Annotated in this window: 13 protein-coding genes; 12 read left to right on the top strand and 1 reads right to left on the bottom strand. The window is 59.2% G+C overall.

The genetic code is table 11. The features are described from left to right. Genes MGMAQ_RS17660 through MGMAQ_RS17625 form a run of 8 tightly spaced genes read left to right on the top strand, consistent with a single transcriptional unit; the run spans position 1 to position 9,520 of the window. A complete protein-coding gene (locus MGMAQ_RS17660) occupies positions 1–1,254 on the top strand; it encodes a class I SAM-dependent methyltransferase (protein WP_252508655.1) in 1,254 nt (417 codons plus the stop codon). 3 nt (positions 1,255–1,257) lie between these two features. Further along, positions 1,258–2,322: an NAD-dependent epimerase/dehydratase family protein gene (locus MGMAQ_RS17655; RefSeq protein ID WP_046022581.1), complete on the top strand. Its 1,065-nt coding sequence runs from the start codon at positions 1,258–1,260 to the stop codon at positions 2,320–2,322. Then, positions 2,319–3,464, top strand: coding sequence for a DegT/DnrJ/EryC1/StrS aminotransferase family protein (locus MGMAQ_RS17650; RefSeq protein WP_046022580.1), 1,146 nt, complete (start codon positions 2,319–2,321; stop codon positions 3,462–3,464). The genes MGMAQ_RS17655 and MGMAQ_RS17650 overlap by 4 nt, the downstream gene beginning before the upstream one ends. Continuing rightward, on the top strand, positions 3,461–4,240 hold the full coding sequence (locus MGMAQ_RS17645; protein ID WP_046022579.1) for a glycosyltransferase family 2 protein: 780 nt from the start codon (positions 3,461–3,463) through the stop codon (positions 4,238–4,240). The genes MGMAQ_RS17650 and MGMAQ_RS17645 overlap by 4 nt, the downstream gene beginning before the upstream one ends. A 36-nt stretch (positions 4,241–4,276) precedes the next feature. Next, positions 4,277–4,744 carry an acyltransferase gene (locus MGMAQ_RS17640; protein WP_046022578.1) on the top strand — a complete coding sequence of 156 codons (468 nt, stop codon included), beginning with the start codon at positions 4,277–4,279 and terminating at the stop codon, positions 4,742–4,744. A 42-nt stretch (positions 4,745–4,786) separates the two neighbouring features. After that, complete coding sequence (locus MGMAQ_RS17635) at positions 4,787–6,928, top strand: hypothetical protein (RefSeq protein ID WP_046022577.1); 2,142 nt, start codon at positions 4,787–4,789, stop codon at positions 6,926–6,928. Between the two features lie 35 nt (positions 6,929–6,963). Beyond that, positions 6,964–8,505 carry an MBOAT family protein gene (locus MGMAQ_RS17630; protein ID WP_046022576.1) on the top strand — a complete coding sequence of 514 codons (1,542 nt, stop codon included), beginning with the start codon at positions 6,964–6,966 and terminating at the stop codon, positions 8,503–8,505. A gap of 4 nt (positions 8,506–8,509) precedes the next feature. After that, entirely contained in the window at positions 8,510–9,520 is a 1,011-nt protein-coding gene (locus MGMAQ_RS17625; RefSeq protein ID WP_046022575.1) for a hypothetical protein, read from the top strand. Here MGMAQ_RS17625 and MGMAQ_RS17620 read toward each other — a convergent pair. Then, positions 9,517–10,479, bottom strand: a complete 963-nt coding sequence (locus MGMAQ_RS17620; protein ID WP_046022574.1) for a class I SAM-dependent methyltransferase — start codon at positions 10,477–10,479, stop codon at positions 9,517–9,519. The two genes, MGMAQ_RS17625 and MGMAQ_RS17620, sit on opposite strands and share 4 nt — an antisense overlap. A gap of 72 nt (positions 10,480–10,551) precedes the next feature. Between MGMAQ_RS17620 and MGMAQ_RS17615 the strand changes: the two genes are divergently transcribed. Genes MGMAQ_RS17615 through MGMAQ_RS17600 form a run of 4 tightly spaced genes read left to right on the top strand, consistent with a single transcriptional unit; the run spans position 10,552 to position 15,381 of the window. Next, positions 10,552–12,171, top strand: a complete 1,620-nt coding sequence (locus MGMAQ_RS17615) for a hypothetical protein (RefSeq protein WP_046022573.1) — start codon at positions 10,552–10,554, stop codon at positions 12,169–12,171. Next, positions 12,168–13,277 carry a Gfo/Idh/MocA family protein gene (locus MGMAQ_RS17610; protein ID WP_046022572.1) on the top strand — a complete coding sequence of 370 codons (1,110 nt, stop codon included), beginning with the start codon at positions 12,168–12,170 and terminating at the stop codon, positions 13,275–13,277. Before MGMAQ_RS17615 ends, MGMAQ_RS17610 begins: the two co-directional genes overlap by 4 nt. Then, entirely contained in the window at positions 13,274–14,314 is a 1,041-nt protein-coding gene (locus tag MGMAQ_RS17605) for a Gfo/Idh/MocA family protein (protein WP_046022571.1), read from the top strand. Before MGMAQ_RS17610 ends, MGMAQ_RS17605 begins: the two co-directional genes overlap by 4 nt. Beyond that, positions 14,293–15,381 carry a hypothetical protein gene (locus MGMAQ_RS17600; RefSeq protein ID WP_158498893.1) on the top strand — a complete coding sequence of 363 codons (1,089 nt, stop codon included), beginning with the start codon at positions 14,293–14,295 and terminating at the stop codon, positions 15,379–15,381. Before MGMAQ_RS17605 ends, MGMAQ_RS17600 begins: the two co-directional genes overlap by 22 nt. The last annotated feature ends 2 nt before the right edge of the window (positions 15,382–15,383 follow it).

The raw sequence follows: 15,383 nt of genomic DNA, 5'->3' as shown, positions 1-15,383 counted from the left end.
GTGCCTTTGCAAGATCAATCCGTTGTTCGCCGCAGCGATTGCCGACTGTGCGGCAGCAGGCATCTGGAGCCGGTGTTTTCGCTGACGCCGACGCCGCCGGCCAACGCGCTGGTGAGTGCCGATCAGGTGGGACAGCCGCAAGCCGTCTATCCGCTGGATCTGTTTTTCTGCACCGATTGCGGCCACCTGCAATTGCTCGACGTGGTCGATCCGGCGCTGCTATTCGAAAACTATGTCTATGTTTCAGGGACCTCACCGTCCTTCGTGCGGCATTTCCAGGACTACGCCGGGGCCTTGATCACCGGGTTTAATCTGGCGCCGGACTCCTTGGTGGTCGATATCGGCTCCAATGACGGGACCCTGCTCAAAGCCTTCAAGGATCAGGGGCTGCGCGTCATGGGCGTGGACCCGGCCAAGGACATCGCTGCGAAGGCGACGGCCGATGGCGTGCCCACTCTGGCTGAATTCTTTTCTTTGGAAACGGCGCGGCGCATCACCGGGGAAGTGGGACAGGCATCGGTGGTAACGGCCAACAACGTGTTCGCCCATGCCGATGACCTGGCGGGTATCGTCGAAGGAGTCCGCGAACTGCTGGCGCCCGATGGGTTGTTCAGCTTCGAGGTGTCCTATCTCATGGACGTTTTCGAAAAAACCCTGTTCGACACCATCTACCATGAACATCTGTCCTATCATTCCCTGAAGCCCCTCTGCCGGTTCCTCGATGCCCAGGGCATGCAGCCGGTCAAGGTGGAGCGTCCCGAGACCCATGGCGGGTCCTTGCGCGTCATATCCCAGCTTAAGGGTGGCGCTCGGTCGGTGGATTCTTCCGTGAGCGCTCTGGTTGACCTGGAAGAGCAAAAAGGTCTCGACCGGGCTGAGACATTCCGCGGCTATGGAGCCCAAATCGACCAATTGCGCGACGACCTCGGTTCCTTGTTGGGCGACCTGAAAGCGCGGAACAAGGTCATCGCTGCCTTTGGAGCGCCCGCAAAGGCCACGACATTGATGTATCATTTCGGCCTGGGGAGCGGGGTGATCGATTTCATCGTCGATGATAGCCCATTGAAGCAGGGTCTTTTTTCACCCGGTTTTCATATCCCCATTCTGCCGGTGACGGCCTTGTACGAGCGAATGCCCGACTATGTGCTGATTCTGGCATGGAATTTTGCCACCCCGATCATGAAAAATAACCAACGGTACAGGGAAGCTGGTGGACAATTCATCGTCCCCTTGCCGAAATTAGAGGTCTTTTAACTGATGTCTTCCTTTCTGTTGCAGTCCGATCTGACCGAGATCATCACGAACCTGGGCCAAGACGCCCATGACTTTTCCGGCAAGACGGTGGTTTTGACCGGAGCCCGGGGCTTTCTCGGTCGCTACTTTACCGAGGTGTTTAAACAACTCAACGAAACGACCCTGGACAAGCCCTGCCAGGTGATCGCCATGGACAATATGATCACGGCGGGCGGCAAGGTCGGGGCGGTCGAAGAGGAGATCCCCAACATCCGGTTCATGCAGCATGATGTGATCAAGCCGGTGGAGATCGACGAAGATGTCCATTACGTCATCCATACCGCCGGGATCGCCAGCCCGTTCTATTACAACGCCTATCCGCTGGAGACCGTGGACGTGGCGACCACCGGTACCCGGCATATGCTGGAACTGGCGGAGAAGAATCATGCCCGGTTCGTGTTCATGAGTTCCAGCGAGATCTATGGTGATCCGGACCAAAAACACGTCCCGACCCCGGAAAGCTATCGCGGCAACGTCACCTGTCAGGGGCTGCGCGCCTGCTACGACGAGAGCAAGCGACTGGGCGAGACCCTGTGCTACATTTTCCATGAAAAGTATGGCACCGCCGCCAACACCATCCGGCCGTTCAACGTGTTCGGCCCGGGGATGAAGGAAAACGACTACCGGGTGATGCCCAACTTCGCCAGCCGCATCAAAGGCGGCCTGCCGTTGCAGGTCTATGGCACCGGCAACCAGACCCGGACATTCTGCTATGTGGTCGATGCCATGACCGGCTTTCTCAAGGTGGTGCTGCGCGGCGTCCCCGGCGAGGCCTACAACATCGGCACCCCGACCCCGGAAGTCACCGTGCTGGAACTGGTCGAGCGCATGGAGCAGGTGCTGGGCCGACCCATCGACCGCAATGTGATCGAATATCCAGACAGCTATCCCGCTGATGAGCCCATGCGTCGCTGCCCCGACATCCGCAAGGCCCGGCTGCAGCTGGATTTCAATCCGTCCGTCGAGTTGAATGAGGGCCTGCGCCGCTATCTGGCCTGGACCGACGAGACCTATATCGGCGAGCAATGAGCGACCCCCGTCCCGAGGTCCCGTCTCCCCTCCCGTTTGTCGACCTGGCCGCACAATTTCGCGGCATGGAAGACGAACTCATGGAAGCCATGCGGGAAGTCTGCCAAAGCGCGGCCTTCATTCGTGGACCGGCGGTCGAGACCTTTGAACGGGCTTTCGCCGAGGCCCATGGGGGCGGCCATGCCGTCGGCCTTGCCTCGGGAACCGATGCCCTGGCCCTGGCGGTGCGGGTCCTTGACATCGGTGCCGGGGACGAGGTGGTCACGGTCCCCAATACCTGGATTTCCACCGCCTTTGCCGTTTCTTACGCGGGCGCCAAGCCGGTGTTCGTGGACATCGACCCGGCCACCGGCCAAATGGATGCGGCGAAGCTGGAAGCGGTGCTGACCCCGAAGACCAAGGCAGTCATCCCGGTACACCTGTTCGGCCATCCGGCCCCCATGGATGCGATCATGGCGATCTGCGAACCTCGGGGTATCGCGGTGATCGAGGATGTGGCCCAGGCACCGCTGGCGCGGTTGAACGGTCAGACCGTGGGGACCTTCGGCGCCCTGTCCTGTTTCAGTTTCTATCCGAGCAAGAATCTCGGTGCTTACGGCGACGGCGGCTTGGTGTTCACAGGCGATGCCGCTCTGGCCGAACGGGTGCGCCGCCTGGCTTTCTACGGACAGGAAGCGGCACATCATCACGTTGAAATCGGTTTCAATTCCCGCCTCGATACCCTGCAAGCCGCCATCCTGCTGAAGAAATTGCCCCACCTGGAAGATTGGAACCTGCGTCGCCGGGAGGCCGCCGGACAGTATGATCAGGCGTTGGTCAAGCTGAGCCCGCATGTGGTGCCCCTGGCCCGGGCGCCAGGCGCCGATCCGGTATTTCATCTTTACGTGGTCAAAGCGGCCCGGCGAGATGAGCTTCTGGCCCATCTGCGGGCAAACGGCGTTCTGGCCCAGGTGCATTATCCGGGTGTGGTTCATCTACAGGAATGCTATAGCCATCTCGGATATCGCGCGGGGGACTTTCCAGAGGCCGAAGCAGCGGCGGGACAAATTCTGTCGTTGCCGATATTTCCGGAAATCACCGATGCCCAGATCACTGAGACGGCGCGACTGATTGCCGATTTTTATGGGATGGCTTGTCCATGACCGTGAACGACCGACTCAAGCAGAATCAGCCGCCCGGGTCCAAGGGCCATAGCCTGAGTATTGTCGTGCCTGCCTATAACGAAGAGGCGTTGATTGAGCATACCATCGAGCATCTGATGACCTCGGTGCCCAGGTGGGGAGTGGAGGATTTCGAGCTCATCGCCGTCAATGACGGCAGCCAGGACAATACCCACAGCATTCTTGAGCGGCTCGCGGCGAAACACGACCAGGTGGTTTTGGCCAACAACGAGGTCAATCTGGGTTTCGGCGGCACTGTCCGGCATGGCTTCGAAAAGGCGACCAAAGATTATGTGATGGTCTGCCCGGCGGACTATCGGCTGACCTTGGAGGATGTGGATGTCTATCTTCTGCTCATTCAGTATGCGGATATCGTCATCGGTTACCGTCGCCACCGTCGTCTCAGCCTCCCTTTCTACAACAGGCTCATCTCTTCGGTGTATCATCTATTGATCAATTCCTTGTTCCGGTTGAACTTTTTCGACGTGAACTGGATTCACATGTACCGTCGGGACCAGGTCGCTTCTTTCATTGGCAAAAGCGACGGGGTCTTTCTGCTGGCCGAAAACCTGATCCGAGCCAATCGATTGGGCTTGCGGATCGTTGGTGTGGATGTGAACTTTACGGATCGGACCGAGGGTACGGCGACCGGCGTGCAGCCCCGAACGATTTTCCGCACCATCAATGAACAACTTGCCTTCTTTTTTCGCGGAGAGCATCGTCGCGCCAAAAAAGCGAAGGGGCCATCCGATGGATAACCCTTCTTCAATCCATGGGCTAGGAGGAATTCGCTGATGGTGACCTTGAAACAGATTGGTATCAAGGATGTAACGTTCGGCGAAAACGTAACTGTTGTCGAGCCATCAAACCTCTATGGCTGCACCATTGGCGACAATAGTTTTGTCGGACCGTTTGTGGAGATTCAAAACAATGTGACCATTGGCGCCCGGTGCCGCATTCAGTCTCATTCTTTCATCTGCGAGATGGTTGAAATTGGCGATGATTGTTTCATTGCTCACGGGGTTATTTTCGTTAACGACCTATTCGAAGAAGGGGGGCCGGCGCGTGAGAAGCCGGAACTCTGGCGTCCGACCAAAATCGGTAATAATGTCAGCATCGGCTCAAACGTTACCATTCTGCCGGTCAGTATCTGTGACAACGCGGTGATCGGCGCCGGGGCCGTGGTCAGCCGGGATATTACCGAGCCGGGCTTCTATCGCGGTAATCCGACCCACTATTATCCCTACGCCGCGCGCGAATGATCCCCTGACCACCAAGCCCAGATTAATCCGGATGAACAAAGCATGTTGACGGTTCTGTTTGCCCTGTCGATCGCCTTGGCGCCGCTCTACTATTGGGGGGCGGCTCGATATTTGCCAACCTTGGACAGCCGCGCTGCGGTGGTCAAGTTCGGCGGATTTTGGGTCGCCTTGTATGCGGTCGAGTATTTCATTCTTGGGCCGTACTCCTTTATTGAGTTGAGCCACGAGGGCAATCTCAATATCGCGCTCAGCCATTTCATCGCCCAGGCGCCGGACGGGCTGCGGCTGACCCATGAATTCGGCGGCGGTCAGGACCTCTATGCCATTCTACCCGGTATGCAGGCCATCAACCCCGAAGCCTGGCTGTTCCAAATTCTGCCCTCTTGGCTGGTCATCCTAGCGCACAAGGCCTCTTTTGCCGCCTTGGGATTTGTCGGCGCCTATTTGTTGGCCCGCAAGGGAGCCGAGGGAGACCGGGCGGTGTCGGCGGCGGTCGCTGCGATATTTATTTTATCGCATGAATACCTGATCAACTTCAGCACCAACTGGGGTACGGGCTTCGCCGTCATGCCGCTGGCGGTCTATACTCTTACCGTCCGGACCCGGCAGCCGCATTTCTTGAAATGGGTTCTGGTCACCACCATTCTGGTAGCCGCCGCAGAGCCCATCCATCTGTTCCCCCCCTTGGCCGTGGCCACCATCGGCGCGATGATCCTGATGCCCCGGGTAAATCTTTGGCGGACCTTGGGGGCGTTCGTCCTGTTCGGCCTAGCGGCAGGCCTGGTCTGGCTGGAGTTCATTGTGGCCACCTACGACCTGCTCCAGGTCAGTACCCGAGGCGCCAGCGATGTGGATAAGACCGAAATCCTCATATCCGGCCTCCACTATCTGGTGACCGGAGCAAGCTGGGTGGCATTCTGGCTGTCGGTGGTCGGTGCCCTGGTCTTGCTGTGGCGGCAGTCGCGCCAGGGCATTCTCTCCCTGCTGTCCTTGGTCTGGCTGGTCGGAGCACTTGGGTTCGTCGTCCTCTTTCCCTGGGACCGGGTTGGGCTATCCTTTATCGGACAGCTCAGCCATTACTATATGTTGCTCGCTGCCCATGTCCTGTTCATCCCGATTTTGGTGATGGCGGCTCGGTCCCTATCCGCCTCGGGCCTGAAGGTAAGATTACGACCGTTCGCGCTCCTGCTCACCGTCGCGGCGGTACTGATGGTCTGGAATAAAACCGTCAACGCCATGTTGCTGGTTTGGTTTGGCGGTCAGAGCCAGTTCACCGGCTATGAAGGACTGAAGAACCCCGGTTGGCGACCCGACGAGCCTTTCCGAGTCCTGCCCCTGTTCGAGAGCCCGCCTGGCAACGTGGTTGCCGGTTTTTATGGGTATGAGTCCTTCGACGGGCAGTTCAGTCTCAACCATGCCGACTGGGAAATTTACTGGTCCGAGATCATGGGCGCTGATCCCGATTATTTTTTGATATCCCGGACCGGAATCGACTGGGACCTGTGGGACGGCAAGACCTACGACGTCGACCGTTTCATCGACCTGGATCTATTGGCCAAGGCTAATGTGCGCTATCTTTTCAGCGCCTTGCCCTTGCATAGCGACGTGCTGCGACCGGTAGTCGAGCCCGGGCTTGATCAATCGCCGCGCCTGCCTCGGTCGTCTTTTGCCAGCCCGGTGGAATTCGGCCTTTACCGCCTGAGTCGGATATTCGATCCAGGTGAGTTGTACGTCTACGAGGTGCCAGGCGTCCTGCCGCGAATCTTTGCTGCCGAGACCTGGTCCTTTACCTCTGATCCGGTCCCTAGCCGGGCAAACTTCGACCAGCATTCCGCCGCCCTGGAACGCAAGCAGGCGGTTCTGGCGGAGGATCACCGGGCGGCCTTCGAAGGGCTTGGTGTCCTGGGGGTCGTCGATACCCGCCAAGTGGATAACGGCTACGACGTCACGGTCCATGCGCCACAGGGCGGTGTGCTGATGATCAACAACATGTATGTGCCGTTCTGGCGCGCGGAGGCGGGCGGACAGGCATTGACGATGGTGCCCGCCAATACCTTGCACATGGCGCTGGCGGTTCCGCCGGGCGCGGAAGCCGTGACCATCCGCTATGACCGACCATTGGTGAGCGAGCGTATCGGCGGCCTGATACAGGCCTCGTCTGCGCCAGAGTCGCCAACGGACTGAGCCCGCCCCACCGCGCCGTCTTCGAAGGGTCTATCGTGCTCTTTCATTCCTATGCCTTCATGTTTGCCTTTTTGCCGGTGGTCCTGATCGGTTACCGGTGGATCGGACGCTATGGCAAGACCGCCGCCATCGGCTGGCTGACCCTTTCGTCGCTGGTTTTCTACGGTTGGTGGAATCCGGTCTACTTGTGGCTGATTCTGGCGTCGATTGCCGGGAACTATCTGTTTGGCCGTCGCCTACAGCGGGGGCCGTCGCGTCTTGTCCTGACTTTGGGCATCACGTTCAATCTGGGGCTTCTCGGCTATTTCAAATATGTGGTCTTTCTCAATCAGATCGGGTCGAGCCTTTTGGGATGGCCCAGCGTCTTCGAAGACGTGGTCCTGCCCTTGGGCATTTCCTTTTTCACCTTCCAGCAGGTCGCCTATCTGATCGACTGCCATCGCCGTTTGGTGGTGCCCCATGATTTCTTGCAGTATGCGCTATTCGTCTCGTTTTTCCCCCAGTTGATCGCCGGACCCATCGTTCACCAGGCGCAGATCCTGCCGCAGGTGGTCGACCACGAGAATGACTTGCTGGCGGAAGACCTGGCTGTGGGGCTATCCATTTTCATTGTTGGGTTGTTCAAGAAAGTCGTTCTGGCGGAAACCATGGCCGACTATGCCTCGCCCATGTTCGACGCGGCGGCGACCGGCTATCAGGTCACCTTTCTCGAAGCCTGGTTCGGGTCCTTGGCCTATACGCTGCAAATCTATTTCGATTTTTCCGGTTACTCGGACATGGCCATCGGCCTGGCGCGGCTGTTCGGTATCCATCTGCCGATCAATTTCGCCTCGCCTTACAAGGCCACGAGCATCATCGACTTCTGGCGGCGCTGGCATATCACCCTGTCCACCTTCCTGCGCGATTATCTTTATTATCCCCTGGGCGGCAATCGGAAAGGACCGTTGCGGCGCTATGTGAACCTTGGCATCGTCATGTTGTTGGGCGGGCTGTGGCATGGCGCGGGATGGACTTTTGTATTCTGGGGAGCGTTGCACGGCTTCTACCTGATGGTCAATCATGGCTGGCAGGCCTTGTGTGGGCATTGGGGAATGCGTCCAGTGGGCCCCCGCTGGATCTGGCGCATCCTGTCTTGGTCGCTGACTTTCCTAGCGGTGATGATCGCCTGGGTCTTCTTCCGCGCCGAGAACTTTGATGCCGCGATCAATATTTTGGCCGGGCTGACCGCGCAGGAAGGCCGTCTGGTCGTGACCATCAGCTATTTGCAATTCTTCGAGCCGCTGGCGCCCTGGCTCGGACCTGTCGGGTTTGCCGAAAAAGGATTGCTTTACTTCACCGGGCGGGAACAGATTCAGGCCACCTTGTTGATCCTCGGACTGGCCTTGGTAATGCCCAATACCCAGGAATGGGCCCACCGTTTTGCCCCCGCCTTCGAAAAAGTGGCGCGGCCCCGGTATCTTCCCGACCTTCTGTGTTGGCGCCCGACGCGGGTCTGGGCCGTGGGATTGATTGCCATGGCAACCTATGCCCTGATCATGGCCTTGCAGCCCAATGAATTTCTCTATTGGCAGTTCTGAGTCGATGACTTGTCCAACCCCCACACCCCTTGATGCCGCCCAGGAACTCCGCCAGCAATCCCGGCGCTATCTGCGTTTCCTGTTGGGGTGGGGCCTGCTGTGCGTGATCGTCGCTTTTGCCCATGGCGCGGTGACCGGTTCCCTGCCCGCTAAATTCTGGGCCTTTCGCTGCGCTTCGGACGGCTATTCGCCAGACCACTATCTGGGCTATTGTGCCGATGCCGGATATGGCAGTTACGAGCATCAAGCGCTGTACTATCCGTCCGAACCGGCCGTGGTGCCCCACCTGAAGGCCGCCCAGGTGCTATTTCTGGGAAACAGTCGGGCCAAGATCGTCTTTTCAACCAACAGCCTGATCGAGCGATTCAAGGCCGCGGGCCTGGCCTTCTACAACCTGACTTTTGCCGGGGAATTCGACACTTTTCCCATGGCCATCATTGAGCGTTTTGACCTGCGCCCCAAGGTCGTGGTGGTCAATACGGACTATTTTTTCTATGGCCAGGTTCAGGTTTTCGCCAGACCGATCCTTTCCGGTGACCGCGAGCCGGAAATCGAATCCCGCCTGAAGAAATTCATGCAAGACAGGCATGTGGCGCTTTGTAGGGATCCGAAATCAGCCTTGGGTGGGATCCTGTGCGAAGACCAGCCCTCCCAATATCGCGATATTCGAAACGGTGCGGTTACCTACGTCAACTGGCCCAATCAGGACCAGAATGACATTCAGCCCGGTGCTGAATTCCCTGAAAAGCAATACCCCTATTTTCGCCAACAAGCGGAAGCCTTTAGGGATAAACTGCGCGACCGGGGATCCCGTCTGGTGTTGACCTATGTGCCTGCATCGGGGGTAGTGCCGGAAGTGGCGGCTCGACTGGCCAAAGACTTGAATATCCCCCTGGTAATGCCGCAGGTGGAAGGTCTTAAGACCTACGATTCCCACCACCTGCATCCACATAGCGCCGAGCGCTGGGCCGCCGCTTTCATGGACCTGTTTATTCCCTTTTACCAGGGTAATTAGGGCTGGTTGACCCGGCCTGTGGGCAGACCTTTGCTATACAGATTGCGGTCGTCGAAGCGCTGATCGAAGGTGGTTTTGTCCCGCTCATGGGCCGCGCGCAAGGCCTGCCTGGCCGTGGCTTCGTCCCTTCCGCCACAGACCGCATCGGCCAGATCCAGGGCCTCCGGTGCCAGCTCGATCAGCCTCTTGCGGTGGGTCAGCCAGTCGTTGAGGTAGAAGGTCCGCTCGTGGAGGTTGACCGGTGGCAGCATGGCGGGCAGCAGGCCATCCGGGTCGCCGACCAGCACCTGCGCGCCGTCCAGCCAGCCAGCCTCGTGGATTGGCTTTTCCTCGGGGGTCATGTTGGCAGGATGGGCGGGGCTGTAGCCTTCGAACAACAGCTTGAATTCCGGGTGCCCAAGCAGGAAGTCCCGGGTCGACCAGCGCACGTCGGGATAGTTGGCGTCATCGATGATGATCACGGCGTTGGGGTGTAGGAACGGCTTGATCAGCAACAGACAGATCAGTTGGCTGCGATAGTCGTGCGGCCCATCGATGAAATAGACCCCGACTTTTCGCCCGTCCAGGCGTTCGCCGAGGGTTTCCAAGGCTATTTCGAAGTCTTCGTTGATCAGATGGGCGTTACCCACGGCGAATTTTTCCAGACGCTGGCGGACGATACCCAGATTGACGCCGTCCGGGTCCAGGGTGGCGAAGTTGTCGATGCCATGGACCGGCAGACCCGGCGCGGCGAGAGCCGAGGAAACCAGGGTCAAGCCCTGAAACACACCGACTTCCAGGTAGCAGGCTGTCGGGTCGGATTCGAATAGACGGGCCAGCCTTTGCAACAGGCCGACGGTTTTAAGGCCGGAAAGTCCGCTTAGTCCTTCATCGCGGCGATCGACCAGGAGCGGAGCCTGTTCCGTTTCCTCGATAAGGGCGGTAACCTGGGACAGGAATTCTTCATTCGACAGGGACACTTTGATGCAACTCCGGCCAACTTCGGGTGGCGCGCACAATGCCACACCCGCACTCACATGTGAACTCGCCAGATGACCGTTTTGCTCCGTCAATCCCGTCACCTGTCGCCCACGGACCAATGGGACAGCTGGGTCGCCGTCACCGGGACCCCGGGCGGCCTGGATCCAAGCCGCTGTCTGCCTGGTTTGGCAGAGCGTTTGGAGCGGGCATTCGAGGCCGAGCGGAACACCTGGTGGGCCATTGGCCGGGACCTGGGGCGCCAATCCAGTGCCGAGATCGCCCATATGCCCACGGCGGGCAGCTTCGGGTCCGATTTCGGTATCATGCTGGCCTGGAGCCGATTGGTGACAGAGGCCGTGGAGTCGGGAGAGCGCTTGCTGGTGATCTGCGACGATCCTTGGGTTTTTCGTCATCTGGCCGGTTTGAGCGGGGTCGACGGTTCTGCCGCGCCCGGATTGGCCTTTCGGCGGTTGAAGGGCGCATTGCGGGGATTTCTGGCGCGAACACGGGTCGCGCTGCGGGTGGCGCGGGCCGCCAAAAGTCTCCCCGCCACGGACCAATCAGGCCGCGCGGTGTTGTTGGTCTATGGCCATCCCAGCAGCAATACCGAGGGCTTTGATGCCTATTTCGGGGATCTGATGCGGCAGTTCCCCAAAATTGGTCGGGCCTTGCATACGGATTGCCCCTTGAGGCGCGCCCGCGAGCTGGGTGCCGATGGCCGCACGGTCAGTCTGCATGCCTGGGGCAGCCTGTGGTTTGCGCTGACCTTGCCGTTGGTCACATGGGCGCCACGGATCGAGGGGCCGCTACGCTGGCTGGTGCAACGCTCGGCGGATCTGGAAAACAGCGGTGGTGGCCCGGCCATGAACCGTTGGCAGATGCATTGCCAGAACCGTTGGCTGCGGCGGGCCAAGCCCAAGCGCGTGCTCTGGCCTTGGGAAAATCATGGCTGGGAGCGCAATCTCTGTCGCGCCGCCCGCCCGGCGGGAGTGCCCACCTACGGCTATCAGCACACGGTCATCGGCCCCCACCAGTTCAATTATTCCAGCGCCACCAATTGGGACCGGGGTATCAGCCTGCCCGACTTGATTATCGCCGACGGCCCGGCCTATCGGGATGAAATGGTGGCCTGGAACATTCCCGAAGATCGATTGGTGATTGGCGGATCGTTGCGGCTGCCGCGCTACGGGTCGATCCCGGTTGATCCCCAAGGGCCGGTCTTCGTGCCCCTGTCTGCCATACCGGCGGCGGCGGAACAGCAGGTGGCCGCCGCCCGCCTCCTGGCCCAGGCCGGGCACCGGGTCTTGGTCAAGGAACATCCCATGTATCCTTTGGCCTTCGAGACCCAAGACGGTTTGGCGCGCACCGATGAATCCTTGGCCCAGCAGAAAGGGCTGTCGGCGGTGCTGTTCAGCACCGGGGCTTCGGGGCTCGAAGCGGTGCTCATGGGCATTCCGGCCATCCGTCTGCAACTGCCCGACCGCATAGCCATCAACGTGTTGCCCGCCGGGGTGACCGCGCCGACGGCAACTCTGGACACCGTGGTCGAACGATTCAAGGGTCAACTGGATCCACCCCGGGTTGCCTGGGACTCGGTGCTGGCCGATCCGGACAGTTCTCTCTGGCACCGGTTGTTGATCGATGATATTCACTCCGACACCCCGGAAACACCGAAGAAAACAGCTTTATGACCCAATCAAATCTCAAGGTGGCGTTGATCGGCTGTGGTCGCATCGCCGGTCACCATTGCCTGTCCATCGCCGCCGTCGACGGCGTCGAGTTGGCGGCTGTCTGCGACTTGGTGGAAGACAAGGCGAAAGCTTATGCCGAGCAATACGGCGTGCCCCATTTCACCAATTACCACAACATGTTGACCGAGCTGCCGGAGATTGATCTGGTGGCCGTGATCACCCCGTCGGGGATGCATGATGAACATGCCCGCGACGTGATGGACCGCTATGGCAAGCATCTGATCGTCGAGAAGCCCACCTTCATGCGCCCGTCACAGATGGTCGGAGCCTACGAGAAGGCCGATACCCTGGGAACCAAGATCTTCCCGGTATTTCAGAACCGCTACAACAAGGCCGTTTCCAGGGTGCGCGAAGCCCTAAGGGCAGGGGAACTGGGCGACATCCGCATGGTTTCGGTTCGGGTGCGCTGGTGTCGACCGCAGCGCTATTATGATCTGGCCCCCTGGCGCGGTACCTTTTCTCATGACGGAGGTTGCTTGACCAATCAGGGCATCCATCATGTGGATCTCCTGCGTCACTTGGGCGGCGAGGTGGCGCGCATCAATGCCACCATGCGCACCATGGGCGCCGACATCGAGGTGGAAGACGCCCTGGTGGCCACCCTCGATTATAAATCCGGCGCCATTGGCAGCCTGGAAGTGACCACCGCCGCCCGCCCGGACGATTTCGAAGCCTCGTTGTCCATTGTCGGGTCCGAGGGTCTGGCCCAGATCGGCGGCATCGCGGTCAACGAATTGCAGATCTTCACCCCCGACCCCGAGGCCTGCGCCGCCAATTCCGAGGATTTTGTCGGAATTCAGGGCCATGGCGCGGTTTACGGCTATGGCCATACGGAGATGTACAACGATATCGTTGCCGACCTGCGCGGCGGGGCGCCATATCCGGTGGATCGGGATGATTGCCGGGGGACGCTGGAGCTGCTCAACGCCTTTTATCGGTCCGACGAGGCAGGCGGATGGGTGGTCGTGGGGGGGGCGGAGGAATCTCCGCGCCTGGGCCGATCCAATGACGTGGTTTCCGATCTTTACAGGACATCCCGGCCGTGAGCGGGAAACTGAATGTCGGCATCGCCGGGTACGGCATTGTTGGCCGCCGTCGCCGGGAAGTCATCGACGCCCGTTCGGATATGCATACCGTCGCGGTCTGTGATCAGACCATGGATGGCGAGGGCGTTTACGAAGACGGGGTGCGTCATTACACCACCTTCGAACGTCTGCTGGAGGCCGAGCCGGATCTGGATATCCTGTTTGTCTGCCTGTCCAACGACGTCAATCCGGCGGCCACCATCGGTGGGTTGGAGCACGGCCTGCATGTGTTTTGCGAAAAGCCGCCGGGCCGCGACGTGGCCGATATTGTCCGGGTCATGGACGTTGAAAAAAAATATCCGGACCTGCGTCTGCAGTACGGCTTTAACCACCGCTATCACGACTCCGTGCGCGATGCGCTGACGCTGGTTCAATCGGGTGAGTTGGGCCGGGTGATCAATCTGCGCGGGGTCTATGGCAAATCGCAGCTGATCACCTTCAACCAGACCTCCTGGCGGACCCAAAGGGATCTGGCGGGCGGTGGCGTGCTGCTCGACCAGGGCATCCATATGGTCGATCTGCTCCGGCTGTTTGCCGGGGAGTTTACGGACATTCACAGCTTTGTGGACAATGGCTATTGGGGCCATGACGTGGAAGACAATGCCTATGCCTTGATGCGTACCGATGACGGCATCGTCGCCATGGTTCATTCCTCGGCCACCCAATGGCGCCACCGGTTCAACCTGGAAATCACCCTGCAAAAGGGCTCGGTCACCCTGTCGGGGATCCTGTCGGGCTCCAAGAGTTATGGCACCGAGACTCTGACCGTGGCCCGGGTGGGTGACGACGACCGGGGTGACCCCCGCGAAGAGACCATCCGATATAACCGTGACCCTTCCTGGACCGACGAGGTGGCTGAATTCGCCGCCGCCATCACTGAAAAGCGTCCGGTGGCCAATGGCTCGTCCCATGATGCCTTGAAAACCATGGAACTGGTCTACGGGATTTATTGTGCCGATCCAGAATGGAAGGCCCGTTGGGAGCTGTCCTCACAATGAATCGTGTTGCCGCAGTCCAGCGGCTCCAAATTTTTCGACCCTTGTACCGTCTGCTGATGGGTGTCATGGGTCTTGTGTTTGCCATGCTGGTTGCGGAATACGGCATTCGATTGGCGCATCCAGAAATAGATCCCAATGTGCAGATCCAGTTCATAGAGGGGCGCGGCGACCAGCCGACGCTAGGGGCGCCCGGCAGCGAGAAAAGGCAAATCAAGAATACCGGCGATTTTGATGTGATGGTGCGCTTCAACCAGCATGGGCTGCGGGATTCGAAGGACGTATCAAAGGCGACGGATTCCGATTGGGTCGTGGTGGGAGACAGCTATTTTTTTGGCTGGGGCGTGGAAGAACAGGATCGTTTGTCCGAGCAACTGGATTTGCTGATTGAACCAGCCGTGTTCAATCTTGCCATGCCCACCGGCTTACCAGATTACGGGATGCTCATCGGCTATGCCCGACGGTTGGGCGCACCCGCGGACCGCGTCATCATGGGTTTGACCATGGAAGACGATGTTGCCCTTTATGAGCAAAATCCCACGGACTCAGAGGTCGAATCCGGGCCGCCCTCTCAAGTGCAGCCGAATGGCGCAAATTTGTTTCTAAGGCTGAAGGCAAAACTGCTGCAAAACTCCGCCCTGTATTTCATGGCGACGTCCATCGTTCATCATCACGAAATGATTCGCGATATGGCGATTGCCGCCGGGCTCATACGGCCCAATCTGCAAGGCGTTCATCAACACGAGTTTTCACAAGCGGCAATCGACCAAACGGTGGCGGAGATTGTCAAAATCAGTATGAAGGCTCGGGATTTTCTCGTCGTTGTCCTGCCTTCGCGAGCCCTATGGGTTGGAGATCATCAAGCTGACGAGGCGCGGCGCCATGCGACCATCATTCAAGGGTTGCGGGATCAAGGGTTGATGGTGGTCGATTTGAAACCGCATTTCGAAAACGGACAGCCTCCTATGGAGCTGTTTTTCACCAACGACGGGCATTGGCGTCCCAGCGGTCATGCCCGCGCCGCTCAAGCGATCGAAGCGACACTGCGGAAGATGGAATCGGCACAATAGGC

The sequence above is a fragment of the Magnetospira sp. QH-2 genome, from assembly GCF_000968135.1.
In the GTDB taxonomy this organism is placed as follows: Bacteria; Pseudomonadota; Alphaproteobacteria; order Rhodospirillales; family Magnetospiraceae; genus Magnetospira.
Note: the sequence above shows the minus strand (reverse complement) of the source record. Positions and strands in the feature narration are given on the sequence as shown.

Bases quoted from the DNA above. Each gene is read 5' to 3' on its own strand.
- MGMAQ_RS17625 (WP_046022575.1), top strand. From the start codon at position 8,510: ATGACTTGTCCAACCCCCACACCCCTTGATGCCGCCCAGGAACTCCGC.
- MGMAQ_RS17635 (WP_046022577.1), top strand. From the start codon at position 4,787: ATGTTGACGGTTCTGTTTGCCCTGTCGATCGCCTTGGCGCCGCTCTAC.
- MGMAQ_RS17655 (WP_046022581.1), top strand. From the start codon at position 1,258: ATGTCTTCCTTTCTGTTGCAGTCCGATCTGACCGAGATCATCACGAAC.
- MGMAQ_RS17650 (WP_046022580.1), top strand. From the start codon at position 2,319: ATGAGCGACCCCCGTCCCGAGGTCCCGTCTCCCCTCCCGTTTGTCGAC.
- MGMAQ_RS17615 (WP_046022573.1), top strand. From the start codon at position 10,552: ATGACCGTTTTGCTCCGTCAATCCCGTCACCTGTCGCCCACGGACCAA.
- MGMAQ_RS17610 (WP_046022572.1), top strand. From the start codon at position 12,168: ATGACCCAATCAAATCTCAAGGTGGCGTTGATCGGCTGTGGTCGCATC.
- MGMAQ_RS17640 (WP_046022578.1), top strand. From the start codon at position 4,277: ATGGTGACCTTGAAACAGATTGGTATCAAGGATGTAACGTTCGGCGAA.
- MGMAQ_RS17645 (WP_046022579.1), top strand. From the start codon at position 3,461: ATGACCGTGAACGACCGACTCAAGCAGAATCAGCCGCCCGGGTCCAAG.